The sequence below is a fragment of the Microcoleus sp. CZ3-B2 genome, assembly GCF_036705055.1.
Taxonomy (GTDB): Bacteria; Cyanobacteriota; Cyanobacteriia; order Cyanobacteriales; family Microcoleaceae; genus Microcoleus.
Genome location: NZ_JAUBTN010000081.1, coordinates 1 through 24,630 on the forward strand (window position 1 = coordinate 1; position 24,630 = coordinate 24,630).

The 24,630-nt window shown below is 46.2% G+C and carries 22 protein-coding genes and 1 pseudogene; 15 read left to right on the forward strand and 8 right to left on the reverse strand.

Features of this window, described 5'->3' with window-relative positions; translation table 11 throughout:
• Nucleotides 1–240, forward strand: a pseudogene (locus tag QUA97_RS25255) (hypothetical protein); the annotation flags it as partial.
• A gap of 192 nt (nt 241–432) precedes the next feature.
• Here QUA97_RS25255 and groL read toward each other — a convergent pair.
• Both groL and QUA97_RS25265 read right to left on the reverse strand, forming a co-directional pair.
• A complete protein-coding gene (gene groL, locus QUA97_RS25260) occupies nt 433–2,115 on the reverse strand; it encodes a chaperonin GroEL (RefSeq protein WP_194069898.1) in 1,683 nt (560 codons plus the stop codon).
• 52 nt (nt 2,116–2,167) lie between these two features.
• Nucleotides 2,168–2,383: a hypothetical protein gene (locus QUA97_RS25265; RefSeq protein WP_194069900.1), complete on the reverse strand. Its 216-nt coding sequence runs from the start codon at nt 2,381–2,383 to the stop codon at nt 2,168–2,170.
• 437 nt (nt 2,384–2,820) lie between these two features.
• Here QUA97_RS25265 and QUA97_RS25270 point away from each other — a divergent pair, with 437 nt between their 5' ends.
• From QUA97_RS25270 to QUA97_RS25295, 6 genes are all read left to right on the forward strand, one after another.
• A complete protein-coding gene (locus QUA97_RS25270; RefSeq protein ID WP_333196888.1) occupies nt 2,821–4,569 on the forward strand; it encodes an ABC transporter ATP-binding protein in 1,749 nt (582 codons plus the stop codon).
• Nucleotides 4,570–5,254: 685 nt separating this feature from the next.
• On the forward strand, nt 5,255–5,590 hold the full coding sequence (locus QUA97_RS25275) for a hypothetical protein (RefSeq protein ID WP_194008708.1): 336 nt from the start codon (nt 5,255–5,257) through the stop codon (nt 5,588–5,590).
• A gap of 641 nt (nt 5,591–6,231) precedes the next feature.
• Nucleotides 6,232–6,651: an MAPEG family protein gene (locus tag QUA97_RS25280; RefSeq protein WP_194069904.1), complete on the forward strand. Its 420-nt coding sequence runs from the start codon at nt 6,232–6,234 to the stop codon at nt 6,649–6,651.
• Between the two features lie 74 nt (nt 6,652–6,725).
• Nucleotides 6,726–6,908, forward strand: a complete 183-nt coding sequence (locus QUA97_RS25285; RefSeq protein ID WP_194069906.1) for a hypothetical protein — start codon at nt 6,726–6,728, stop codon at nt 6,906–6,908.
• A complete protein-coding gene (locus QUA97_RS25290) occupies nt 6,877–7,245 on the forward strand; it encodes a hypothetical protein (RefSeq protein WP_194069908.1) in 369 nt (122 codons plus the stop codon). The genes QUA97_RS25285 and QUA97_RS25290 overlap by 32 nt, the downstream gene beginning before the upstream one ends.
• Before the next feature lie 44 nt (nt 7,246–7,289).
• The gene (locus tag QUA97_RS25295; protein WP_194069910.1) at nt 7,290–7,448 is read left to right on the forward strand and encodes a hypothetical protein; all 159 of its coding nucleotides are present in this window, start codon (nt 7,290–7,292) and stop codon (nt 7,446–7,448) included.
• A 138-nt stretch (nt 7,449–7,586) separates the two neighbouring features.
• Here the strand turns inward: QUA97_RS25295 and murD are convergent, their stop codons facing one another.
• Nucleotides 7,587–8,933, reverse strand: coding sequence for a UDP-N-acetylmuramoyl-L-alanine--D-glutamate ligase (gene murD, locus QUA97_RS25300; protein ID WP_194069912.1), 1,347 nt, complete (start codon nt 8,931–8,933; stop codon nt 7,587–7,589).
• A 115-nt stretch (nt 8,934–9,048) separates the two neighbouring features.
• Here murD and QUA97_RS25305 point away from each other — a divergent pair, with 115 nt between their 5' ends.
• On the forward strand, nt 9,049–9,273 hold the full coding sequence (locus QUA97_RS25305; protein ID WP_194069914.1) for a hypothetical protein: 225 nt from the start codon (nt 9,049–9,051) through the stop codon (nt 9,271–9,273).
• Between the two features lie 62 nt (nt 9,274–9,335).
• Here QUA97_RS25305 and glyS read toward each other — a convergent pair whose 3' ends face one another.
• Nucleotides 9,336–11,486, reverse strand: a complete 2,151-nt coding sequence (gene glyS, locus QUA97_RS25310) for a glycine--tRNA ligase subunit beta (protein ID WP_333196897.1) — start codon at nt 11,484–11,486, stop codon at nt 9,336–9,338.
• Between the two features lie 324 nt (nt 11,487–11,810).
• Here glyS and QUA97_RS25315 point away from each other — a divergent pair, with 324 nt between their 5' ends.
• Both QUA97_RS25315 and QUA97_RS25320 read left to right on the forward strand, forming a co-directional pair.
• A complete protein-coding gene (locus QUA97_RS25315) occupies nt 11,811–12,938 on the forward strand; it encodes a HetZ-related protein 2 (protein ID WP_333196899.1) in 1,128 nt (375 codons plus the stop codon).
• A 57-nt stretch (nt 12,939–12,995) separates the two neighbouring features.
• Nucleotides 12,996–13,169: a hypothetical protein gene (locus tag QUA97_RS25320; protein ID WP_194069920.1), complete on the forward strand. Its 174-nt coding sequence runs from the start codon at nt 12,996–12,998 to the stop codon at nt 13,167–13,169.
• Between the two features lie 34 nt (nt 13,170–13,203).
• Here QUA97_RS25320 and QUA97_RS25325 read toward each other — a convergent pair whose 3' ends face one another.
• Nucleotides 13,204–13,383 (reverse strand): hypothetical protein, encoded by a 180-nt coding sequence (locus tag QUA97_RS25325; RefSeq protein WP_194069922.1) that lies wholly within the window; start codon nt 13,381–13,383, stop codon nt 13,204–13,206.
• 161 nt (nt 13,384–13,544) lie between these two features.
• Between QUA97_RS25325 and QUA97_RS25330 the strand changes: the two genes are divergently transcribed.
• Nucleotides 13,545–14,636 (forward strand): hypothetical protein, encoded by a 1,092-nt coding sequence (locus QUA97_RS25330; protein ID WP_194069924.1) that lies wholly within the window; start codon nt 13,545–13,547, stop codon nt 14,634–14,636.
• Between the two features lie 292 nt (nt 14,637–14,928).
• Here QUA97_RS25330 and QUA97_RS25335 read toward each other — a convergent pair whose 3' ends face one another.
• The 3 genes from QUA97_RS25335 to trpB form a co-directional block, all read right to left on the reverse strand.
• Nucleotides 14,929–15,567: a ribonuclease D gene (locus QUA97_RS25335; RefSeq protein ID WP_194069926.1), complete on the reverse strand. Its 639-nt coding sequence runs from the start codon at nt 15,565–15,567 to the stop codon at nt 14,929–14,931.
• 277 nt (nt 15,568–15,844) lie between these two features.
• Nucleotides 15,845–16,354 (reverse strand): CAP domain-containing protein, encoded by a 510-nt coding sequence (locus QUA97_RS25340; protein ID WP_194069928.1) that lies wholly within the window; start codon nt 16,352–16,354, stop codon nt 15,845–15,847.
• A 64-nt stretch (nt 16,355–16,418) separates the two neighbouring features.
• Nucleotides 16,419–17,660: a tryptophan synthase subunit beta gene (trpB, locus tag QUA97_RS25345; RefSeq protein ID WP_194069930.1), complete on the reverse strand. Its 1,242-nt coding sequence runs from the start codon at nt 17,658–17,660 to the stop codon at nt 16,419–16,421.
• Nucleotides 17,661–17,915: 255 nt separating this feature from the next.
• Between trpB and QUA97_RS25350 the strand changes: the two genes are divergently transcribed.
• From QUA97_RS25350 to QUA97_RS25365, 4 genes are all read left to right on the forward strand, one after another.
• The gene (locus QUA97_RS25350; protein ID WP_194008720.1) at nt 17,916–18,284 is read left to right on the forward strand and encodes a translation initiation factor; all 369 of its coding nucleotides are present in this window, start codon (nt 17,916–17,918) and stop codon (nt 18,282–18,284) included.
• 351 nt (nt 18,285–18,635) lie between these two features.
• The gene (recR, locus tag QUA97_RS25355; protein ID WP_194008721.1) at nt 18,636–19,229 is read left to right on the forward strand and encodes a recombination mediator RecR; all 594 of its coding nucleotides are present in this window, start codon (nt 18,636–18,638) and stop codon (nt 19,227–19,229) included.
• A 168-nt stretch (nt 19,230–19,397) separates the two neighbouring features.
• Nucleotides 19,398–21,494 carry a prolyl oligopeptidase family serine peptidase gene (locus QUA97_RS25360; RefSeq protein WP_333196907.1) on the forward strand — a complete coding sequence of 699 codons (2,097 nt, stop codon included), beginning with the start codon at nt 19,398–19,400 and terminating at the stop codon, nt 21,492–21,494.
• Nucleotides 21,495–22,335: 841 nt separating this feature from the next.
• On the forward strand, nt 22,336–24,630 hold a 2,295-nt coding region (locus QUA97_RS25365), incomplete at its 3' end, for a DUF4347 domain-containing protein (protein ID WP_333196909.1).

Here is a 24,630-nt window from a genome sequence, read left to right on the forward strand (position 1 = left end):
GAGAGGGAGAGAGGGAGAGGGGGAGAGGGGGAGAGGGGGAGATTGGGAGAGGGGGAGAGGGGGAGAGGGGGAGATTGGGAGATGGGGAGATTGGGAGATGGGGAGATTGGGAGATGGGGAGAGGGGGAGAGGGGGAGAGGGGGAGATGGGGAGATGGGGAGATGGGGAGATGGGGAGATTGGAGAGATTGGAGAGATTGCCCAAGAGAGAGAGAGATGCGGTTTTTGGGAAAAATCTTAGTCTATCGATAGCGTCAGGTGCGCGAGGCGCACCCTACAGACGCTACAGACGGCTTTTTGGTCTCAAAAGCCACCAATCAGCAGGCAGTTTTTAGCCGCAAACTCACGACTAATGACTAATGACTAATGACTGATGACTCATGACTAATGACTAATGACTCATGACTCATGACTGATGACTCATGACTGATGACTACATCATGCCCATGCCGCCCATGCCACCCATGCCGCCCATGCCGCCCATGCCGCCCATGCCGCCCATGCCGCCCATGTCGCCCATGTCGCCGCCGGCTTTTTTCTTCTCGGGTTTTTCGACAATCACGGCTTCGGTGGTCAACACCATGCCAGCAATGGAACCGGCATTCTGTAAAGCCGATCGCACAACCTTAGCCGGATCGATAATCCCGGCGGCAATCATATCTTCGTACACGTCGGTGAGAGCATTGTAGCCAATGTTCAACTCGCTCGCGCGCACTCGCTCGATCGCGATCGAACCTTCAACGCCCGCATTATCAGCGATTTGACGCAAAGGAGCTTCCAAAGCCTTCGCAACCAAGTCAGCGCCTACTTGTTCTTCAGCGTCTAAAGTGTTTTTGATTGCATCTATTTTGGTAATCAGGTGAATCAGCGTCGTGCCGCCTCCTGCGACGATGCCTTCTTCCACAGCAGCTTTAGTAGCGTTGAGAGCATCTTCAATGCGAAGTTTGCGGTCTTTGAGCTCGGTTTCGGTAGCTGCGCCTACTTTAATTACAGCGATACCGCCAGCTAGTTTGGCAATGCGTTCGCTCAATTTTTCTCGATCGTAATCGGAATCCGTCGCTGCTAGTTGCTTGCGAATTTGCTCGATCCGTGTTTGCACGTCAGCTTTGTGTTCATCGCCAGCGACAATGATCGTGTTTTCTTTGTCGATCGTAATTTTGCGGGCGGTACCGAGCATTTCTAGTGTTGCGGTATCAATGCTGAGTCCGACTTCTTCGGAAATCAGTTGACCGCCGGTCAGAACGGCGATATCTTGTAGCATAGCCTTGCGTCGATCGCCAAAACCAGGAGACTTGGTAGCTGCGACGTTCAACACGCCACGTGCTTTGTTGATGACCAAAGTTGCCAAAGCTTCGCCTTCAATATCTTCGGCGATAATTAGCAGGGGTTGACCGGTGCGGGCGACTTTTTCGAGAACCGGAATTAATTCTTGAATGGAGTTAATTTTTTTGTCGGTGATCAGGATGCGAGCATTTTCATACTCAACTTCCATGCGATCGCTATTGGTGACGAAATACGGCGAAAGATATCCGCGATCGTACTGCATCCCTTCGACAACTTCCAATTCTGTTAACAGAGATTTCGACTCTTCAACAGTAATTACGCCGTCTTTGGTGACTTTTTCCATTGCTTGCGCGATCATCGCGCCTACTTCTTCGTCGTTACCGGCGGAGACAGTGGCGACCTGAGCAATGGCCGCGCCTTCGACTGGTTTCGCCAATTTTTCGATTTCTTTGACCAAATGGGCGATCGTTTTGTCAATACCCCGGCGCAGGGCGACTGGATTTGCGCCTGCTGCGACGTTTTTCAAACCTTCGCGAATCAGAGATTGAGCGATCACCGTGGCGGTTGTAGTGCCGTCGCCTGCGATATCTTTAGTTTTGGAGGCGACTTCTTGAATTAAGCGAGCGCCGGCATTTTCCAGGGGGTCTTCGAGTTCGATTTCCCTAGCAACGGTGATACCGTCGTTAACGATTTGAGGAGCACCGTATTTTTTTTCTAATAGGACGTTCCGGCCTTTCGGGCCCAAGGTGATGCGGACTGCATCGGCGAGTTGATTTACCCCGCGTTCTAGTGCCCGCCTAGATTTGTCGCTAAATGCAACTATTTTGGTCATGTTTGTCTCCTTTGGCTTACATAGCAAATTTAGCACTCTCTGGGTCTGAGTGCTAAGCCGATCGATTTTTGATTGTAGCGCACCCCAGCTTTCTAGGGGATGGGGGAGGCGGATTGGGGATGGCGGGCGAGGAGTGCGGGTGGCTCAGGACACGGCGCTGTGGTGTCTCCACGGATATAATGTGGTTTGTGTCATTTCGCGCGATCGGCTTTTGTCTCAAGTCCAATCCCAATTTTGATAACCACTCATCCCAAAGCACAATTTTCATTCAAAAAATTCTTAACTTCCATCGATCATCTAGCTTAGGATAGAGCTTCCTTCTAGCTTCTTTTTACCTTGAGCAAAGCCTTTCATGCCTTCTTCCTAATGACGAATGACAACTGATAACGGACAACTAACAACGGACAACTGACAACTAAGAGGACGGGCACGCACCATCCACCGCCCCTACCAACTGACAACTAAGAGGGCGGGCACGGGGTACCGCCCCTACCAACTAACAACTGACAACTAACAACTGACAACTGACAACTAACAACTAACAACTGACAACTGACAACTAACAACTAACAACTAACAACTACCAACTAACAACTGACAACTACCAACTAACAACTAACAACTAACAACTAACAACTAACAACTGACAACTAACAACTGACAACTAACAACTGACAACTAACAACGGACAACTGACTTAACATAATGGCTCGTTATTCTCGACTACAAAAACTCGGTTCTTATATGCGCCCCCACTGGAAACCCGCATTCTGGGGCGTTTTCTCGCTATTAATTGTCAATGCTGTGGGCGTTTACATTCCCCTGCTGATTCGGAATGCCATTGACACTCTCCAAGTTGCCACTAAATTTGACCAAGTTTTCAACTACGTGCTCCTAATTCTGCTCCTCGCGTCAATTATGTGGGGCATTCGGATGGTGTCGCGGATTTTGCTGTTTGGCGTGGGCCGTCAAGTCGAATTTGACCTCAAACAGCAAATATTTAATCATTTATTAACATTAGAACCGTCTTATTTTGCGGCCAATACGGTAGGGGATTTAATTAACCGGGCTACTTCCGATTTAGACAACATTCGCCGCTTGGTGGGGTTTGCGGTGCTGAGTTTGGCGAATACAGCTTTTGCCTATGCTTTGACTTTGCCGGTGATGCTGGGAATTGATGTACGGCTGACGCTGTTGGCGATCGCAGTTTATCCTGTAATGCTAGTTTTGGTGCAGTTATTTAGCGACAAACTTCGCATCCAGCAATTAGCCGTACAAGAAGAACTATCGGCAATGAGCGATTTGATTCAAGAAGATATGAGCGGCATTTCCGTAATTAAAATCTACGCTCAAGAAGAAAACGAACGCCGCGCCTTTCGCAATTCTAACGCCCAATTGCTATCAGCAAATTTGGAACTCGCAAAAACCAGAAACTTTCTTTTTCCACTGCTGGGCGGTTTGGCAAGCATCAGCTTGTTAGTGCTGCTTTCTGCTGGCGGCGGCGCAATTGCTAAGGGCGAAATTAGCATCGGCGATTTTGTGGCGCTGCTGATTTATGTCGAGCGTTTGGTGTTTCCGACAGCGCTGTTGGGTTTCACAATTACTGCTTACCAGCGCGGAGAAGTCAGTGTCGATCGCATCGAATCAATTCTGACTGTGGAAGCGCAAATTAAGGATGCTGCAGGTGCAGTTGAAATACCAACTCCAGTAATCGGCGAAATTGCCGCCAGCAACTTAAATTATACTTATCCCGGTGCTAAGACACCCGCGCTCAAGAATGTCAATTTTACTATAAAACCGGGGGAAACAGTCGCAGTTGTTGGGGCGATCGGCTCTGGAAAATCAACCTTAGCTAATGCACTGCCGCGCTTGCTAGATATCGATCCGGGTGAGTTATTTTTGGACGGGCACGATATTACCGCAGTGAAGTTGAACCAATTGCGCGGGGCGATCGCCTACGTGCCCCAAGAAAGCTTTTTGTTCGGCACTACCATCAAGAATAACATCCGCTACGGCAATCCCTTAGCAGAACAGCCCGAAGTTGAATCAGCAGCCAAACAAGCGCAAATTCACCCCGAAATCCTCAACTTTCCGCAGCAATACAAAACAGTTGTCGGCGAACGCGGCATTACCTTATCCGGCGGACAGCGGCAGCGGACAGCATTAGCCAGAGCCTTGTTAGTTGACGCTCCCGTGCTAATTTTGGACGACGCTCTTTCCAGCGTAGACAATCAAACAGCTACCGATATTCTGCATAACTTGGCAACAGGAACCGATCGCAAAACAGTGATTTTCATCTCGCATCAGATGTCCGCTGCTGCTACAGCCGATCGCATTTTCGTCATGGAAAAAGGAGAAATAGTCCAAAGTGGCACTCACGCAGAATTGGTAGGACAACCAGGGCTTTATCAGTATTTGTGGAACCAGCAAAAACTAGAAGAATTGCTGCATTGACTTGTACCCGTGTCCACAGGTTTGTACTAAATACTTTACCAATTCCAATCCTCTGGAAAGTGTTTATACAAATTCTCCATAAAGCTACACTAAAATATTAGAGACTCCAGCCAAAAGTGCCAGAATTTGGGGAGAGCATCTCAATGAATGCAAAAAAACAATTTCTTTACAGTGTTGTCCCCTCTCGCCAGTGTTGGATGGCGAGTGGGGAAAGCACGCATTAAATCAAAGCCGGAGATGCTCCCCTTGGCTGGGAGCATCTCCGGCTTTGTAAAAAGCATTTTTTTCTGATAGTGCGAGCTTAAGAACTCGCGTATTATAGGATACACGAGCTCTTAAGCTCGCACTATTAAATGCAAAACACCAGATGCTCCCGAGCAAATCGCTCCTATCGTTTATCGAGTGCAACTTCATAGAGAATTAGTATGAGTTTAAAAATACACTTCTATACATTAGAAATTCAACTCCTTCAAAAATTAGCTCGTAAATTACAAAATTGGGGACATGAGTTAGCCATATCTGCGGCTGAAAATCCTCCGAGCCATCTCAGATGGGTGAAATTTCTATTACTAACGGTGTAGGGATAGAGATGTGCAATATCAGTCTTAAGAGCTTTGTCATTGCTCGATCATTAAGATAAGCTAAAAAGTATTTAAAATCAACAAACATTTGAGGATATTTGGCTATGGACGGTCAAGACCCCGCTGACATCAAGATGGGTAACGTAGATGAAGAAGAAAGTTCAGTTGTCGCACACGGCACGGCCATTTTAGGGATCGATCCTGAAGGAGGAGAGGCCGTACTCTTTAAGGATTTAGAAGTCACAAATTCTAAAGTAAAATTGAGTGCATACCTAGCGATAGATGGAAATTTAAATAAATCCATAGAACTAGGCGAACTCACAGGAACTATGGGTACCGTTAAAAGTGCCGTCCCCCTAGGAACAGATACCTCCCCTTACAATACCGTAGTTCTTCGCGACCAAAAGAGTAAAAAGAAAGTCGCAGTCATTGAATTGTAGACCCGCAAGCGAGTAGGGATGGGATAATATCTCTACTCACCTAAAAATTCACGCTTTATTAACCTTTGCTTACTGTTCCTATACAAATAGGACTTCATCTAGAGCAATTTAATAAAAACTTGTTATTAGCAGTTTTAACCATCCAAAACATCGTGTTCACAGGTAGCACTCACTTATTTGGCAAAATTGTATAAACTAACTTCTTTACACTAACGAATGTAGGCCTAGTTAATCGATAAACTTTGGGAATACAAGGCACGCCTTTACGGAGAATTGAACGAAGCCGCGTGCGGATTGCTAAAATGCTCGAAATAAAGCTGGGCGCGCGGGATTCAGGGGTGTAGCTGACAATTAAAGAGGCCAGCATACACGAGAGAGTAATGCCTAGCAAATTGGTGAGCTAGATGAGGCTGGCTTCCAAACATTGTTGAGCAAAATAATCTTCTTGAATTCGCAATAAAGACTTAAGCGCAGCCAGCAAGTTGTGAAGGATGTCCCCGAACCCGAAATTAGTTGCGACGGCACGAATAGCCAGCAGTTACATCAAATCCAGTTTCTTGAATTACTCGATGGCGATGAATGACGCGATCGACAATAATTGATTTATAATCAAGATATCTACCCCAGCACCATACCCAATCATGCTCGCAGAAGCAAACGCCACACTCTGGCCCAGTCTAATTACTATATCAGCATTAATTCTCTACTTCATTCTTACCCTCAACGTCGGCAGAGCCAGATTCAAGTACAAAGTTTCTCCCCCGCAGATGACAGGAAACCCAGACTTTGAGCGAGTAGTGCGAGTTCAGCAAAATACCTTAGAGCAAATGATTTTATTTTTGCCCTCGCTGTGGATATTCTCGCAGTTTATCAGCCCAATTTGGGCCGCCGGTATCGGCGCAGTTTGGATAATTGGACGCATTTTGTTTGCTTGGGGTTACTATCAAGCAGCAGAAAAACGAGCCGCCGGATTTGGCATTAGTACCTTAGCTACTTTAACTTTGCTTGGCGGTTCCTTAATTGGCATCATCATGGCGCTGCTCAAAGTTTCACAGTCATAACTAATATTAGTAGGATGCGCCAAAAGCACCTTACCCAGTAAATCTAATTCTTTCAATCACCTTCAGGAGTTAATATGTCGGAAAGCAACAAACCCGTATTTCAAATTAGCCAGCAACTTTTTCAACAGCTTACCGAGTGGCAAGAAAAAATCGCACTAGAAGATGAATTAGCAACCGAGTCAGAAGACGATAAACAAATTGAGGTAAAAAGTCCTCCCGACAGTTATGAACAGAATTCTCAAACAAATAATTCCTAGTTTTTGGGTGGCAGCATCTTTGGCATTTCCGGCTGCTGTCTCGGCTCAATCGCTGACACCAGGCCAAATTCAGCAAGTCAATAGCGGTTTGTTTCGTTCTAATTCTCAAGATTTCTTTGAGCAAGGAAATCGCCAATTGGAAATAGAAATTGCTATTTTGTTGAAAAATAATGTCGCTTCCGAAAGCGAGATTTTGGAGATTGATGAAAAATTGCTATCTCAGATTTGTCGGCAAGAATTTAAAATATTTTCGTCACATTCTGATACAATAATTGCTGCTCAAATTGCCAGTTTTAATGGACAAATGAAAGAGATTTGTAGGAAAATAAAAATCTAAATGAGGTAAAAAATAAAAGTTTGGTGTTAATGGATAAAGAAGCAATGACGAAATTGAAAATAGCAATGCTGGAAGCGGAAACGGTGGCTCAATTGACAGCAATAATTATTGATTATACTCATGAGGAAATGATGCAAGTTTTTGGTGAGCTAGAATTGGAACAGCAGGCTAGAATTAAGGATATTTGGAAGACTGTTAGTTAAATTAGATTGGTCTAAATCAGAGGTTTTAATTTTTAACCGCAGATATAAGCTGATAGACGCAGATGAACGCAGATTTAATTTTGTTAGTGTTCGCTGTGTATAATAATTTTAATTTGTACACAGCGAACAATGACATATCTAAACTAGGGATTCGAGACACAATTGACGGAAATGATCCCCCCGCTGCTCGAAGTTTTGGTATTGATCGAAACTGGCGCAAGCTGGCGAAAGCAGCACGACTTTAGCGTTGTTCTGTTTGCCTAATTCTGCGGCTCTGGGCACTGCTTTTTCCATTGTTTCGACGATTTCCCAAGCATTATAATTTGCTTGTTCTAGCCGATCGCTAAAAATACCTGCTGCATCCCCAATTAACAGCACTCCCACAGCTTTCGCCTTGATTGTATCGATCCAAGCGCGATCGTCACCTTCTTTGGGATCGCCGCCCGCAATCAAAATCGCCGGCGCGCTGACAGAAGCCAACCCGACTTGCGCCGCATCGTAATTGGTAGCTTTGCTGTCGTTGATGAAATCTATGCCTTCCCAAGTGCGGATGTGTTCGAGACGGTGCGACACTCCGGGGAATTTAGCAATGGCTTGGGCGATCGCACTTTTATCTATCCCCGCCAAATTAGCCGTCGCCACCGCCATCAACAAATTTTGCAAATTGTGCTCTCCCACCATCCGCAAAGACGAAGCAGGCAAAATTTTCTCGCTTTGAGCAATTACCCAACCCTCTGCGATGTAGGCTCCAAAAGCCCGCTTTCCTAATAATTCCTGTTCACCTTTGACACTCGTCCAACACGCATCCGGCCAAATGTCAACTCCTTGCTGCCGCAAACCAGGATCGTCGCCATTAATTACTTGCAATTCCGACTTTTTCAGCAAATGCGCTTTAATGTTGTAGTAATTTTCTAAAGTTTTGTGGCGGCTGAGGTGATCCGGTGTCAAAGTCGTTAAAACTCCGATTCGCGGCGCTACAGACGGCGAGGATTCTATCTGATAGCTGCTGATTTCTGCGATTACCCAATCCGGCGGTTTTTCAGCTAAAGCTAATTCGCACGCAGCATAGCCAATATTGCCGCAAGCGGGAGCGTGAAGCCCTGCTTCTGCAAAAATAGCAGCAATTAAAGCAGTAGTCGTAGTTTTGCCGTTAGTGCCACTAATTCCCACCCAAGGAGCTTTGAGATAGCGCCACGCCAGCGCCATTTCTCCGATTGTTTCAATGCCTAACTCTCTGGCTCGCGCTAATGCTGGATTGTCCCAGGGAACTCCCGGACTTACTACTATTAATTCTATCGATTTGTCTGGTTCAAAAGATTTACCTAACTCAACTGCAATTCCTTCGCTGGCGAGTTCCTGTTGCTGTTCGAGCAAGTTTGGGGAAGATGAGCGATCGCTCAGCGTTACTTCCCATCCTTCGCGTTTTAGCAGTCTGGCGGCGGCATTCCCCGATTTTCCTAATCCAATGATGTGAGCGATCGGCATAAGTTGTGTGTGTGTTGGAGCGAATTTCCCTGGTTTTTTCCTTTTATGTCGGTTACGGTTTTTTTTGATGATTTAACCGCAGAGGGCGCAGAGGGCGCAGAGGAGGAGAAGAGAGATGATAGAAATAATAGTTCCGATACTAATTGATTTGATTTTACATCAAAACTTTTGGCGGGAATCTAATATCTCAAATCTTAAATCGATTGACGATCGGCATCAGTTTTGTGATAGAGCGAATTTTCTGGTTTTTTTCCTTTTATGTCGGTTACGGTTTTTTTTTGATGATTTAACCGCAGAGGGCGCTGAGGGCACAGAGGAGAGAGATGATAGAAATGAATAATTCCGATACTAATTGATTTGATTTTACATCAAAACTTTTGGTGGCAATCTAGTCTCCAAAATCTAAAATCGATTGACGATCGCCCCAAAGTCAGCCAACACCCGCGCGTGATTCCGCAGCAAACCCAGCAAATTCAAGCGATTGCGCTTAATTTCCGGGTCGGAATCCATCACCAAAACGCTTTCTGGGCCGTCAAAAAAGTTGCTCACAGCCGGAGCAATGTCAGTCAAACTCTCTACTAATTGTTGGTAATTCCGAGTTTGTTTGGATAGCAGCGTTTGCGGCACCAACTGCACAACGGCATCATAAAAAGCTTGTTCGGACGACTTTTGAAACAACTCTGGTTTCACCGCATTTTTCGGTTCCAATTCAACTTTATCCAAATCTCCTTGAGCCGCTAAACGAGTTGAACGGTTGACTGTTTCGTAAATCCGATCCAAAGTCTTGTCATTGCGGATTTCTTGCAGAAACAGCGCTCTTTCCAGCGTGTCCAACAAATCTTTCAATGCCCGTTCGGTATATTCGGGGTCGTTTTCTCCCAAAACGGCATTCACCAAATCGTAATCTACATTCTTTTCTTCTTGCAGCAAAGTCCGAATTCTTTGCAGGAAAAATTCGTATAATTGTGAAAGTAATTCTGGGCTTGTTTCCGGGCGAATTACTGTAAATTCGGCTACAACTTCTGCGAGTAACTGGTGCAAATTAATTGGCAACTGAGCCGCCCAAATAATGTTAATTATGGCATTGGCTGCGCGGCGCAAAGCAAAGGGATCGGAGGAACCTGTCGGCAACATTCCCAAGCCGAAGATGCTGACTAATGTATCTAATTTGTCGGCGATTCCGACAATTTGACCTGTCAGAGTTTGGGGTAAATTGTCCCCCGCGCCTCTAGGCAAATAATGCTCGAAAATCGCTGTGGCTACGGCTTTTGCTTCGCCGCAGGCTAAGGCGTATTTCTGCCCCATGATTCCTTGCATTTCGGGAAGTTCGTAAACCATTTGGGTTACGAGGTCGGCTTTGCAAAGTAAGGCTGCTCTTTCTATGTAAGCTTTTTCTTCGGCAGTTATTTGCAGTTGGTTGGTGATGAGGCTGGCAATTTTGCACAGGCGATCGACCTTGGCGCGCACTGTCCCTAAATCTTCCTGAAAAGTGACTTTCTCCAACTTTGGCAAATAATCCTCTAGAGGCTTGGCCAAGTCTGCTTTGTAGAAAAACTCACCGTCGGCCAACCTCGCCCGCACGACTCGCTCGTTACCCGCAGCAATAATCGCCGATGCGGCCGGATCTCCGTTGGAAATTGTAATGAAGTAGGGCAGAAGTTCGGGAAAGTCGGGGCTTTTGAGGATTGGGAAATAGCGCTGGTTTGTAACAATAATTGTGGTGATTACTTCCGGCGGCAATATCAAAAATTCTTCGTCAAATTTGCCGACTACTGCGTTGGGCCATTCTACTAAGTCGGTGACTTCTTCTAACAAATCTTCGGTAATGTCGGCGTAACCGCCTTGTTTTGTGGCTGTGGCTTCTACTTGTGCTTTAATTTGATTTTTGCGCTGGGTTCGATCGACTTCGACGCAAGCAGCCCGCAGACACTCGACATAATCTTCGGCTTGCGGAATCGAGACTGGCTGCGGGTGCAAGACGCGATGTCCTTGGGAAATTCGATCGCTCTTGACCGTATCCGAACCGCTGACCAAGGCGATCGGCAGTACAGTATCATCTAACAGTGCCACGATCGATCGAATCGGGCGCGGAAACTTCAAATCTCCGTCAGCCCACCGCATGAATCTTTTGCCTTCTAACTTATTAATCCACTGCGGCACAAGTTCTGTCAAAATATCCGCACTCAGCCGCCCCGGAATCTTTTTGAGCACAAACACAAAATCGCCTTTATCCGTAGCGCGAACCGACAAAGCATCGATTTCTACGCCTTGTTTTTTGGCAAAACCTTCGGCTGCTTTCGTCGGTTTCCCGTCTTTAAAAGCCGAACTTGCGGGCGGGCCTTTTACTTCTTCTTCTCTGTCTGATTGCTTGATTGGCAATCCTTCGATCAGAACGGCCAAACGCCTCGGAGTGGCGTATACATTAATTGATTCATTTGTCAATGATTGTTCTGCCAGAGTTGCAGGTACGAGCCGTTCCCACTGCCGGACGCTGCTGGCGACAAAAGATGCGGGCAGTTCTTCGGTACCGAGTTCTAATAAAAAGTTAGGCATATAGAAATTCTGAAGTTAGTGAGGTACGGATTGGTAATGGGTAATGGGTAATCGGTAATCGGTAATTGGTAATTAGTAATTGGTAATGCGCGATCGGCTGGCTAGTACCTCAGTTGATTGAAAACCACTAATTAACAGAATTGGGTGTTTTTGTCAATAGGCAATTAATTTGCCCGTTCCATAATCTAAAAAACCCTGGAATCGATCTCGATAACGCATTGACAGAACTATTTTACCGAGGCGCAAGTCCTATTAAATCCAAAAAAGACTCAAAAAACCAGCATACCACTTAAAATCGGGGGTGAAAGATAATCTCAGCAGCCCATGACCTTGGCGGAAAGACTAGCACAAGATTGGAAGTCGCGACTAGAAAAAGATTGCCCCGACGAGAGTTCTAGCACTCGCGAGAGTGTTGTCCGCTGGCTGTTGGGAGACAAGCCAGAAAGATTTGACTCTCTGAATCCGACTCAACTCACCGTCGCCTGTGGGGCGATCGACTTTTTATATCGAATTTTACAGCAGCGCTATCTGGGAGTCGCGCCAGAAAAAGCTTACCGCAACTTGATCGGGCGGCTGGGCGGTTTGGTGGTGCTCCGGCAAAAAATCCAAGCGTGGGTTTCCCTAAGCCGCGACAGACAGCGGAGTGCGGTGGAGGTATTGCAAGAAGTGATTCAGGAAATGCTTAATTCCGATCGCTACCTGCAGCAGCAAGTCGCCTGGATTGCCGAATGCACGACAGACAAACGCCTGCGAAATGCTTTGCTGCTAGCTAGTACAGAAGAATACTGTTTGCGGCCCATCCGCAACCAACCGCTGCTAGTTTACCGCTTCGTCAACTACCTGCGGCGTTCCCAGCGGGGCGGGTTGACGCAAGTCCCGGCGGGAGATTGGGTGCGGCTGGTGTCGGAACAAATTCTACCCGACGATACAGAGGAACCGCTCAGTCTGCTAGACACACAGGCGATGTCCGATTACCGAGAAAATCAAGTTTGGGAAGAGCGACAAGCGGGGCGGCAGATTGTCCAGCAAGAATTTGAGAATTATTTGAGGGATCAAGTCGATCCGCTGGCTTGTCAGTGGCTGCGGCTTTACCTGCAAGGCCGTTCCCAAGAGGCAATTGCTGAGGCTTTGAACGTTCCAATCAAACAAATTTACCGCTTGCGAGAAAAAGTCAGTTACCACGCGATTCGGGTTTTTGCGGTCAAACAAGCACCGGAATTAGTCGCTAATTGGCTGGAAACTTCGCTCAAAGAACACAATTTGGGTTTGACTCCCGCTCAGTGGCAGCAATATTTACAAAATCTCACGCCGATGCAACTGCAGTTGGTCGAATCGCTGAAGGCAGGAAAAAGTGTAGAGACGATCGCATCTGAATTAAAGCTGAAAACTAATCAAGTTATCGGCGAGTGGAGTAAACTCTATTTAGCCGCTCAATCCCTCCGCAACGACTAGATGAATCATTAGTTGCGGGCAATTGCTAATTCTTAATTGACAGTAGGATTTTGCAGAATGCGTGCTACTAATCCATGTCCCAATAGCTACGGAGTCCTGCGATTTTTCCCCCTGGAAAATTCGCACATCGCCCTTGGCGCGATCGCAATTTCGGTAAGATCGATCGGGATATCGCAGCACGGGCGTCATGATATCTCGATCGCTAGCCTCGCCGCGAACTCTGTGGGGTAAAATATGAGCAGCGCGATCGACTTGTCAGGATTTTTTAACAAATCCTCAATTTAGCTGTTGCCCGCAAGTCATTCATTGTGGTGCAGGTGCAATACTTGCGGATTAATGAGATAGTTCTGTCGTTGTCAGCCGCTCGATCGATCCAGTGTTCGCCATCAGCACGCAAGTCATCATCTAATTGTCTATCTTTCGGTAGATATTGAAACGGCAACACAGCAGGGGAAAAATTCTGGGACTGAAGATTTTTTTTTAATAAAAGCTTCCGGTTTTCAGACGAATGTCTCCGTCAGGGAAGTTGCAGCGTTTAATTATATAAAATCAGGTTGTTGTGGTGCGATCGATTGATCGATCGCGCTTCCGACTACAGAGCAGCTAATGGTACATACATCTTCAACAGACTTGGCGGCTACAATGGACATGGACTCCGATCGAATATTTCAACTAATCGACACAGTTGTCCCCTTTGAAGCTTGCCTTTACTATCAAGTTTTGCCTATATCCCTAGAAGGCAATATATTGAAATTGGGCGTAGTCGATGGGCAAGATGACTCCGCCTTGGACTACGTGCAGCGGATTTTAGCTTACATGAATTGCTCAGTCACAACCGAGCAAATTTCCTCGGAAACTCAACGCTCGATGCTCTCAGCTTACTTGCTCCACGGGAACCAAGTCAAAGAACCCAGCCCCACACCAACCGCAGCAGCCCCAGCACCAAAAAATCCCGCACCAGCAAATTCCGCATCGGAAGCAAAAACCCCGACCTCTTTTTCCCAACCCTCCATTCCCGCTAGCCGGTTGAAAGCGACCACCGCAGCAATCAAACCAGCAAGCGCCGAAGTTTACCCGACACCTGCTGATGTGCCGGTTTTGGATGTCGAAGCCTCGTATTTGTCAAGCCCTGTCGAAGTTTTGGCAAATTTACCCGCGCCCCAACTGCTGGAAGAATTGCTCGGTAGAGTGCTGCTAGACGGTATCGGTCGCCTGTTTTTTGAGCGCCCCCAGTCGCAAGGCCGCATTCTTTGGAGTCAAGACGGCGTGTTGAAATCGGTTCTCGAAGGTATCGAACCCGTGCTGTTTGAAGAAGTCATCGATGAGTTGAAGCGGCTGACGGATATGCCTGTTTCCCCAGTCGAACAGCCCAAACAAGTGGAAGTGGAGCGTATATATAAAAACACTCATTTGCTGTTGCGCTTGCGCGTAATGACAGTGGGCGGCAAGGAAGAAGCCACGCTGCAAGTGCTGCGGGGAGCAGCTTTGAGGTTTTACCAACAGCAGCAATTGTCTAGTTTGAGTCGGGACGCGCTGCGGCTGGCCAAAGAATTGCAGCGGAAGGTGAATCTAATGCGCGATCGCACTCGGCTTTCTCCTTTGCCTTTAGACGGGCTACCCGCTTTGGAACAGGTGGTTAAAAATGTTGACGACCAACTTGAAGCTTTGATGCACGAACACAATCCCGATCGGCCCTAATTAGAAATACTTGTAAGTTTTGAACTTTCTTTAACTCGAATATAGCCCGTTGAAATAAATAATAATTAGGTTGGTAGTTAGGACTTTAGTCCTTCTTCTGATTTGGAGCATCTCCTGCATCGCAAAAAGGATGTATTTTTTGCAGTGCGAGCGTCCCCGCTCGCCTGCTGTGTAAAGCACGCGAGTTTTCTACAGCTACAAATGCAAAACACAGATGCACCCTTTTAATTTGGATGAGGAAGGACTAAAGTCCTCACTACAAACCTAGGTGACTGCAATTGTGCGATCGCGCCTAAGATTGCCCGTGTTCAAAAACATCCTTGTACTGCAACAAATCCAAAGTTACAAAAACCGACAAAAATTGAAAACATTGCTGTGCAATTTCCCAGCGTTCTTCTCGCTGCAACATAGCAGTCAACTTTTGTTTAGCGCTTAACAAATAGCGGACATCGTTCGCAGCGTAGTGCAGTTGCTCGTCTGAAAGATTCTCGGAATTTCCCCAATCTGAACTTTGAGAAGTTTTGTTGAGTTCTACTTTTTCTAATTCTTTAATTAAGTCTTTAAGTCCGTGTCTGTTGGTATAAGTTCTCGCTAGTTTGCTCGCTATTTTTGTGCAGAAAATAGGTGCAATCTCAATACTTAAATTGTAGCGCATTGTTGCCATATCGAAGCGGGCAAAGTGAAATACTTTCTCAATATTCGGGACTTCCATTAACTTTTTTAAATTCGGAGCCGCCGTCTGACCTTTAGCAATCCGTACCGCCGCCACTTTACCTTGCGGATCGCACAACTGCACCAAGCACAAGCGATCGCGCCACGGTAGCAAACCCATTGTTTCGGTATCAACGGCGATCGCCTCCGCCGTCAAATAATAAGATAACAGAGCATCGGAAATATCACCATCGCACACTTGAAAATCTGGAAATTCCATTATTAGTAATTGTTGACTGTTGACTGTTGACTGTTGACTGTTGACTGTTGACTGTTGTTAGCAACAACTAATAACTAATAACTAATAACTAATAACTAATGACTAATGACTAATGACTAATGACTAATGACTAATGACTAATGACTAATGACTAATAACTAATAACTAATAACTAATGACTAATGACTAATAACTAATGACTAATGACTAATGACTAATAACTAATAACTAATAACTAATAACTAATGACTAATGACTTCTTCCTTCTTGCCTCACCTTATCTACTGCGGACAAAAATCTGAGTAAAATAATACTCGCCTTTGGCATTTTTAGCAATCCCAATACCAGTTAAATTAAACTGACCCTCCATATTTTTGCGGTGGCCCTCACTTTTGATCCAACCTTCAACAGCATTGCGTACCGGATCGTTGTAGCCCATGTTGTAAGCGACATTTTCAGCCACACTTTGATAGGGAACAGTAATTGCTTTCGCCCGCCCCTCAAATCCATCGTGGCTAAATTTAACTTTCCCACTCGCCATATTTTCGCTGTGAATTCTGGCAATCTGACTAATTCGCGGATCGACAGTCAACGGTGGCAACTTTTTAGAGGCTCGATATTGATTTATCTGTTGGTTAACAGCTTTTTCTAAGTCAGCCAGCGAACTCGTCAAAGCAACATTAGTATTCATAGAATCTTGTGGGAGCGATCGCGCAGAAAGTGAATTAGCACAATTAGGCAAGATTGTCAACAATCCTAAAGAAATCAAAACCAAAGCTTTGGACATGAATTTGAATGACAAATAAAGTTAATTGTTACCGATTCCTACAGAGCGATCGCCCAAAATTCCGCTAAACCATCTTCATAACTTTAGCAACAGTATTCACATCTTTGTCGCCGCGCCCCGAACAGTTAAGCACAATGCGCGGACTCCCCGTTAACTGCGGGCACAGAGTCTCCAAATAGGCGATCGCGTGAGCAGTTTCCAAAGCCGGAATAATCCCCTCCAACTGCGAAAGACGCTGAAAAGCCGCCAGCGCATCTGCATCAGTGACACTGTAATATTCGGCCCGGCCAGCATCCTTCAAATAACTGTGTTCCGGCCCCACGCCCGGATAATCCAAACCAGCACTAATCGAATGCGGCTCAATCACTTGACCTTCATTATCTTGCAGCAAATAACTCATCGCCCCGTGCAGAACTCCCACACTTCCCTTAGTCAAAGTAGCAGCGTGTTTGTCCGTATCCACACCCTCGCCCGCCGCTTCAACACCGATCAATCTAACAGTTTCTTCCCCGACAAACTCGTGGAAAAGACCCATTGCATTAGAACCGCCACCGACGCAAGCTAATAAAATATCCGGCAAACCAGCCCACTTTTCCTGACACTGAGCGCGCGTTTCTTGACCGATTACCGCATGGAAATCGCGCACCATCATCGGGTAAGGATGCGGCCCCGCCACCGAGCCCAAAATGTAATGAGTTGTCTCCACATTTGTCACCCAGTCGCGAATCGCTTCGGAAGTCGCATCTTTCAGCGTTCCCGTACCCGCCGCCACCGGTCGCACTTCGGCCCCCATCAGCCGCATTCTAAACACATTTAAAGCCTGTCTTTCCATGTCCTGAACGCCCATGTAGACAACGCATTCCAAACCGAAACGAGCACAAACTGTAGCAGTAGCAACACCGTGTTGACCTGCACCAGTTTCAGCAATTACCCGCTGTTTCCCCATGCGTTTTGCTAACAATGCTTGAGCTAAAGCGTTATTAATTTTGTGAGCACCAGTGTGGTTTAAATCTTCCCGTTTGAGATAAATTTGCGGGCCAGTACCGTCTGCTTTAGCATAATGCTCCGTGAGGCGTTCGGCAAAATACAAAGGGCTGGGGCGGCCGACATAATCTTTGAGCAATCCTTGAAGTTGCTCTTGAAAATCCGCTTCGCTGCGGTATTTTTGAAAAGCCGCTTCTAACTCAAACAAAGCGGGCATTAGGGTTTCTGGGACGTATTTGCCGCCGAATTGGCCAAATCTACCCAGGGAGTCGGGGCGTTGGGCCGCGGTTTCGGAAGTGAGACGCAGGGGGGTGACAGTCATTGGATTTTAGATTTTAAATTTGAGATTGTTCGATTCGCGGGTAAGCTAGAAGGCGGCGCACTCGATCGCGCGCCAGTCGATCGTACCAAATCCCTTGGAGACTTGAGCCGATCGAACAAATTTCATTATAATTCCTTCAACCCTGAACAGACTAATACAATAAATAGAAGATAGAGCGCATTCCGAGCGATCGCAACTTTACCGAACCCGTTAAAACTAGAAATACCAGTAAAAGAAGTTCAGGCATATTAACACATGGCAGCATCCAAACGCAAAGATTCAGACAACAAAACAACCGACGGCAAACGAATAGTTTACTCCGAATTTGGCAACACCGACAACTCAGCCGCCCTCCAACGCGGAACCCCAGAAGTTGCCCCAAATCAACAAAACCTCAAAGTAGAAGCATCCCGAAAAGGACGAGGCGGCAAAACAGTTACAGTCATCAGCGGATTTCAGGGAAAACCCGAAACATTAGCAGACTTAGCCAAGCAGCTAAAAGCCCAATGTGGCACCGGCGGTACAGTTAAAGACAACGAAATCGAAATTCAAGGCGAACACAAGCAAAAACTTGCCGAAATTCTCAAAAAAATGGGCTACAAAGCTAAAATCAGCGGTGGCTAATTTAACTTCAAAACAAAGTTCGCAGTAAGGACTTGAGTTTTTTCCAGATTCGTAGTAAGGACTTGAGTTTTTTCCAGATTCGTAGTAAGGACTTGAGTTTTTTCAATTTAAGAAGTAACCAAGAACAAACTGAAGTCGGTACTACGAACAAACAACTTCTTCCCTCTTCCTTCTTCCCTCTTCCTTCTTCCGACGGACATCGGACTTCTTCCGACGGACTTACATCCGTTACATCCGTTACATCCGTTACATCCCGTACATTGCTCGTTGCCGAACTTCCTTCTTCCGACAGACTTACATCCGTTACATCCCGTACATTGCTCGTTGCCGAACTTCCTTCTTCCTTAATTTATGTATACTCGACCCTTAGCCCGTTTAATCGAACAATTGCAGCGCTTACCAGGAGTCGGGCCAAAAACAGCACAGCGACTCGCTTTGCATATTTTAAAACGACCCGAAGAAGACGTGCAAGCCCTAGCTCAATCTTTAATTGATGCCAAAAAACAAGTCGGTTTCTGTAAAGTATGTTTTCACTTATCCGCTGAACCTGTTTGCGAAATTTGTCGCAACACAAACCGCGACAGTTCTACCATTTGTGTAGTGTCCGAATCCCGCGACGTAATCGCCCTAGAAAAAACCAGAGAATACATCGGTAAATATCACGTTGTCGGCGGCGTTATCTCGCCGATGGATGGAATTGGCCCGGAACAATTGAACATTCAACCATTAGTCCGGCGCGTTAGCCAGCAAAAGATTAGTGAAGTAATTATTGCGATTAGTCCTAGCGTGGAAGGCGAAACTACTACTCTTTATATCGGTCACTTATTAAAACCTTTTACCAGGGTGACGCGGATAGCTTTTGGTTTGCCGATGGGGGGAGATTTGGAATATGCAGATGAGGTAACTTTGGCTCGTGCTTTGGAAGGAAGGAGGGAATTGGATTAGTTTAAAATGGGCAATCGCTGAGTTGAAATGTTAGAGAAACGAACCGCGAAGACGCAAAGGACACAAAGGAAGATGGGAGAGAAGGAAGTGCGATTGCTTTATTCAGGTTCGCAATCGCAAATTTGCAAAAAAGGTTAAACTAAACAAAGTTACTGAGAGTGAAAAAATATGACTCAATTCGATCGCCCTTTGATCTACCCCACAACCCACAAAACCGACGTATCTGACGATTACCACGGTGTCAAAGTATCAGACCCCTACAGATGGCTGGAAAATCCCGAATCAGAGGAAACCCAAGCCTGGGTGGAAGCCCAAAACGCAGTCACCTTCGGCTACCTCAGCCAAATCCCGGCGCGGGAAAAAATCAAACAGCGACTGACTCAACTTTGGGATTACGAGAAATACGGCATACCTTTCCAAGAAGGCGATCGCTATTTTTACTACAAAAATGACGGTCTACAAAATCAATCCGTACTTTATACTTTACCATCCTTAGACGGCGAACCTAAAGTATTAATTGACCCCAACACTCTCTCGGAAGACGGAACTATTGCTCTCGGCGGCATAGCTATCAGCGAAGACGGCAAACTAATGGCCTACGGTTTGTCAACTTCCGGCTCCGATTGGCAAGAATGGAAAGTTCGCGATGTGGAAACAGGCGAAGACTTATCAGACCATTTAAAGTGGATTAAATTCTCAGGAGCATCCTGGACTCATGACGGTAAAGGCTTTTTTTACAGCCGCTACGACGAACCAAACGAAAAAACTAAACACGAAGACGTTAACTATTACCAAAAACTGTTTTATCACAAGCTTGGCACTTCCCAATCTGAAGACATATTGATCTACGAACGACCGGATCAAAAAGAGTGGGGATTTGGCGCAGGTGTCACCGAAGACGGCCGCTACTTAATTATCTCGGTTTGGCTGGGAACTGAAACCAAAAACTTGATTTTTTACAAAGATTTAACAGCACCGGAATCAAGGGTTGTTGAACTAATTAGCGAATTTGAGGCAGAGTACAGTTTCATCGATAATGACGGCTCTCTTTTCTGGTTTCAAACAGATTTAAATGCACCGCTAGGCCGCGTAATTGCGATCGACATTAGCAACCCACCACCATTATCCCTCGCGGGCAGTGACAGTCAAGGGAAATTCACAGAAATTATTCCCGAAGCAGCCGAAACCCTCGGAGGCATTGGCATCCTCAACAATCAATTTATCGCTTCCTACCTAAAAGACGCCTACACCCAAATTAAAATCTTCAACTTAGAAGGCTGTTTCGTGCGAGAAATCGCCTTACCAGGAATCGGTTCGGCGGGAGGATTTGGCGGCAAGCGGCACGACACGGAAACCTTTTATGCTTACACCAGTTTTACAGCGCCCAACACGATTTACCGCTACAACATGGTGACAGATGAAAGCACTATTTATCGTAAACCAAATGTCGATTTTGACCCCGAAGGTTACGAGACAAAACAAGTATTTTATCCGAGCAAAGATGGTACTCGCGTACCCATGTTTATTACCCACAAAAAAGGCTTGCAATTAGATGGCAATAACCCGACATACCTATACGGTTACGGCGGTTTTGGCATCTCGCTGACTCCTAGTTTCTCGGTTAGCAGGATTGTGTGGTTGGAGATGGGCGGAGTTTACGTCACAGCCTGTTTGCGGGGAGGCGGCGAGTACGGCGAATCCTGGCACCAAGCAGGTACAAAGTTGAAGAAGCAAAACGTGTTTGATGACTTTATCAGCGCTGCTGAATGGTTGATTGAAAACAAGTACACCAAACCGGCTAAATTGGCGATCGCAGGTGGCAGCAACGGCGGATTATTAGTGGGGGCTTGCATGACTCAGCGGCCGGAATTGTTCGGTGCAGCATTGCCGGCAGTTGGCGTTATGGATATGTTGCGCTTCCACAAGTTTACCATTGGTTGGGCTTGGATTTCTGAGTATGGTTCCCCGGAAAATCCCGAAGAATTTCCCACAATCCGCAGCTATTCTCCCCTACACAATCTCAAATCGGGCACAGCTTATCCGGCGACAATGATTACAACTGCCGATCGCGACGACAGAGTAGTTCCCGCCCACAGTTTCAAGTTTGCTTCGGCTTTGCAAGAAACCCAAGGGGGAGAAAAGCCGGTGTTAATTAGGATCGAAACCAAAGCAGGTCACGGGGGCGGTAAACCTACTGCTAAAGTCATTGAAGAATTGGCTGATGAATGGGCTTTTTTAGTGCGCGAACTTGATATTGACGCTTAGCAAGCCGCGTTAGAGGGTGCAATTAACGCAGTTTGATGATTTAGATATAAAGAGAGTGTAAAGGGCGATCGTTCTTTTTGAATTCAAGGGCGATCGTTCTTTTTTGTCACCGCAATCCTGGTATTAACATATATAATTTGTCAACTTTTTGTGTTAACTTTTGTAGCGTTAAGTTGCTATTATTACATGGCTGTGAGTTTACTGCACACCCAATTAGTATAAGTATAAATCTCTAGAAATGCGGTACTCTCAACTTTTAAGAGCGATCGCACCTCAAAGTCAAAATCTGCCAATTTTTAGGAAATTAATATTTTCAGTATATTTACGGTTCAAGCTGTCTGAGCCAGCCTCGATGTCACCAGACTCAGAACAGCGGTATGAGGGGTCTGACCCCTTGTTCTGACCAAAGGGTAAGTAATTTACCATATAACTAACGTTAGACCTGATATCATTTTTCCCAAAAATAGAGGGTTTTGGCTAATATGAAGGCTGTGACCCCTTATTCATGTTATGATTGGCAGCGATCTGTCGCATCAGGACATCCAAGGGCGATCGCAGTAAATCCTGTCTAATGATTGACTAACATCACAAATAACAAATATAGACAACTATTATATGTTGTAAAAAAATAATGGTTAAAACTTTATAGTTGAAAGTTTATCGTCATCTATGAAACGGGGTAGCTTAGATTTAGCAACCAAATTAACCAAAAATGAAAACCATCCCAAATCTGTCAAATTTGTCAGCAGCACAAACACGGAAATCTACCAATATGGAGACTAAAATCTTGAGACAAACTAGGCATAAAGCAGAGTCCGCTCTCCGAATAAATCTAGCGATTGTGGATTCAAATGTAGAAAACTACCAACAGTTGCTCAGGGGAGTGAAAAGCGACACAGAAGTAATCCTGCTCGATAAAACCCGGGATGGAATCGAACAAATTGCCGAAATAGCCGCCTCGCGGCACAGCCTCAACAGCATTCAAATAGTTGCTCACGGCGCATCAGCATCAGTAGAAATCGGCCGGGCAGAACTCAATATTCACAATATAGAAACCTATTCCAGCCAATTGCAGCAGTGGGGTAAAGCTCTCAACGAAACAGGTAGTATTCTGCTGTTAAGTTGCAACACAGGCGCCGGGGAATCAGGTCTAAAATTCATACAAAAACTCAGCCAAATAACAGGAGCAAATGTTGCAGCTTCCAATAATTTAACTGGTAGTGCAGCACTAGGTGGCGACTGGGAATTAGAAATTACTACAGGACAAATAAATACCGAAATAGCCTTTGAAAAAGAAGTCCTAGAAGGCTATAAATCACTCCTGGCTACCTTAGCGGCTGAAGAATTTAAAAATTCAACCGTAATCGGGCCTTGGATATATGGAGTTGCTGGCACATCCGCTCTACCAGGCTTAACGGCAGGCCCTGCTAATCCCAGCGGCGTTATTCCCGCTTTAGGGATTGGCGATCCAGCCGGAACAGGTACTTTGAGATTAACATCAAACGTGAGGAGGCAAGCAGCTTTTGTCATCTACAACAACCCGATATCTGCCACTGAGGGTCTGAGAATTACCTTTGATTTCTTTTCTTATAACATAAGTGCGGACTCTAGTCAGAGAGCGGATGCGAATGGGACGTTCTTCGGCCTACCAGTTGGTGCGGATGGCACAAGTTTTTTCCTCATTGACGGAACAGCTACGCCAACACAAGCGGGAGGCTTTGGCGGCTCTCTCGGCTATGCTCAAAATACTAATTCAAATTCACCCGGTATTGTAGGAGGTTATTTAGGTGTCGGATTAGATGAGTTTGGCTTTTTTTCCACTACTTCAGGGGGAAAAGTAGGTGGCGAGGCCAACCCCCCCGTCAACTACAAAGAGGATTCAGTAGCAGTTAGAGGCAGCGAAACCACCTTGTATAACTTTTTAGGTGGCACTGTCGTTCCCGGTGGGATAGATAATAGAACAGATAACACAAATACAACCATTCGCAGTGAGGCTAAAAGAACCGTTCAAGTTACCTTATTTCCGACGACTTTAGCAACACCTAACCATCGTCTTACAGTTGCCTTAGACTTGGACGGCAACGGCACATTTGATGCGGGCGAAACACTGATCGACATACCAAATTTGGAAAGCGTAAACGGACCAGTGCCATCTACTTTTAAATTTGGCTTTGCTGCTTCGACAGGCGACAGTACAAACATTCACGAAGTTAACAATGTCATCGTCCAAAGTATAGATCCGCCTACACTCGTAGCCGACGTTTCCATTGTTAAAAAAGGCCCGCTGTTCGCCACACCCAACAGCCCTATTACCTATACGATTACCTCCACAAATAACGGGCCCAACACCGCCGAAAGCGTCCTGATTCAAGATCCCCTCCCAGAGGGCTTAACTTTCGTCGCCGCCTCCGACGGCGGCACTTTCAATCCCACAACGAGGACGGTCATCTGGCCGGCGATTCCGACTCTGGCTAACGGTGCTAGCGAAATCCGCACCATCACCGCCACAGTTCCCGCCACAGTTCCCGCAACCTTAACTAACAGTGCCTATAGCACCTCCAGCACTTACGATCCAAATCTAGCTAACAACAATAGTTCCCAACCCATTTCTCAAGTCTCAACTACAATTGTTGCTGCTCTTGCCGACGTTGTTACCACCAAAACCGGGACTACGGCAGCAGCACCGGGTGAAACAGTTACTTACACAATTTCCACAGTCAACAACGGCCCCAGCACAGCCGAAAACGTCACCATTACCGACAGCATTGTTCCCGGTTTAAATATAGTTAGTCTACCCAACGAGGCTGTTTACAATGCAGATACTGGGATTGTCACCTTCCCAGCGATTCCCAGCTTGCCTTCGGGTGCTCCTCCTGCCATTAACACAGTCCGCTTCATCGCACCTGCATCTGCATCCGGCAGCGTCAGCAACACCGCCAGAAGTACCTCAGCTACCCCTGATCCTTTTCCTGAAAACAACAACGGTACTGATCCGCTGGCTACAGTCACCACACCTCTGACACCTAGTGCCGACGTTGTTACCACCAAAACCGGGACTGCGGCAGCAGCACCGGGTGAAACAGTTACTTACACAATTTCCACAGTCAACAACGGCCCCAGCACAGCCGAAAACGTC

Coding starts and splice junctions, on each gene's coding strand:
- QUA97_RS25320 (WP_194069920.1), top strand. CDS start 12,996: ATGCGTGCTACTAATCCATGTCCCAATAGCTACGGAGTCCTGCGATTT.
- groL (WP_194069898.1), bottom strand. CDS start 2,115: ATGACCAAAATAGTTGCATTTAGCGACAAATCTAGGCGGGCACTAGAA.
- recR (WP_194008721.1), top strand. CDS start 18,636: ATGTATACTCGACCCTTAGCCCGTTTAATCGAACAATTGCAGCGCTTA.
- glyS (WP_333196897.1), bottom strand. CDS start 11,486: ATGCCTAACTTTTTATTAGAACTCGGTACCGAAGAACTGCCCGCATCT.
- trpB (WP_194069930.1), bottom strand. CDS start 17,660: ATGACTGTCACCCCCCTGCGTCTCACTTCCGAAACCGCGGCCCAACGC.
- QUA97_RS25290 (WP_194069908.1), top strand. CDS start 6,877: ATGAACAGAATTCTCAAACAAATAATTCCTAGTTTTTGGGTGGCAGCA.
- QUA97_RS25295 (WP_194069910.1), top strand. CDS start 7,290: ATGACGAAATTGAAAATAGCAATGCTGGAAGCGGAAACGGTGGCTCAA.
- QUA97_RS25280 (WP_194069904.1), top strand. CDS start 6,232: ATGCTCGCAGAAGCAAACGCCACACTCTGGCCCAGTCTAATTACTATA.
- QUA97_RS25360 (WP_333196907.1), top strand. CDS start 19,398: ATGACTCAATTCGATCGCCCTTTGATCTACCCCACAACCCACAAAACC.
- QUA97_RS25285 (WP_194069906.1), top strand. CDS start 6,726: ATGTCGGAAAGCAACAAACCCGTATTTCAAATTAGCCAGCAACTTTTT.
- QUA97_RS25270 (WP_333196888.1), top strand. CDS start 2,821: ATGGCTCGTTATTCTCGACTACAAAAACTCGGTTCTTATATGCGCCCC.
- QUA97_RS25305 (WP_194069914.1), top strand. CDS start 9,049: ATGATAGAAATAATAGTTCCGATACTAATTGATTTGATTTTACATCAA.
- QUA97_RS25330 (WP_194069924.1), top strand. CDS start 13,545: ATGGTACATACATCTTCAACAGACTTGGCGGCTACAATGGACATGGAC.
- QUA97_RS25275 (WP_194008708.1), top strand. CDS start 5,255: ATGGACGGTCAAGACCCCGCTGACATCAAGATGGGTAACGTAGATGAA.
- QUA97_RS25315 (WP_333196899.1), top strand. CDS start 11,811: ATGACCTTGGCGGAAAGACTAGCACAAGATTGGAAGTCGCGACTAGAA.
- QUA97_RS25350 (WP_194008720.1), top strand. CDS start 17,916: ATGGCAGCATCCAAACGCAAAGATTCAGACAACAAAACAACCGACGGC.
- QUA97_RS25265 (WP_194069900.1), bottom strand. CDS start 2,383: ATGAAAATTGTGCTTTGGGATGAGTGGTTATCAAAATTGGGATTGGAC.
- murD (WP_194069912.1), bottom strand. CDS start 8,933: ATGCCGATCGCTCACATCATTGGATTAGGAAAATCGGGGAATGCCGCC.
- QUA97_RS25335 (WP_194069926.1), bottom strand. CDS start 15,567: ATGGAATTTCCAGATTTTCAAGTGTGCGATGGTGATATTTCCGATGCT.
- QUA97_RS25340 (WP_194069928.1), bottom strand. CDS start 16,354: ATGTCCAAAGCTTTGGTTTTGATTTCTTTAGGATTGTTGACAATCTTG.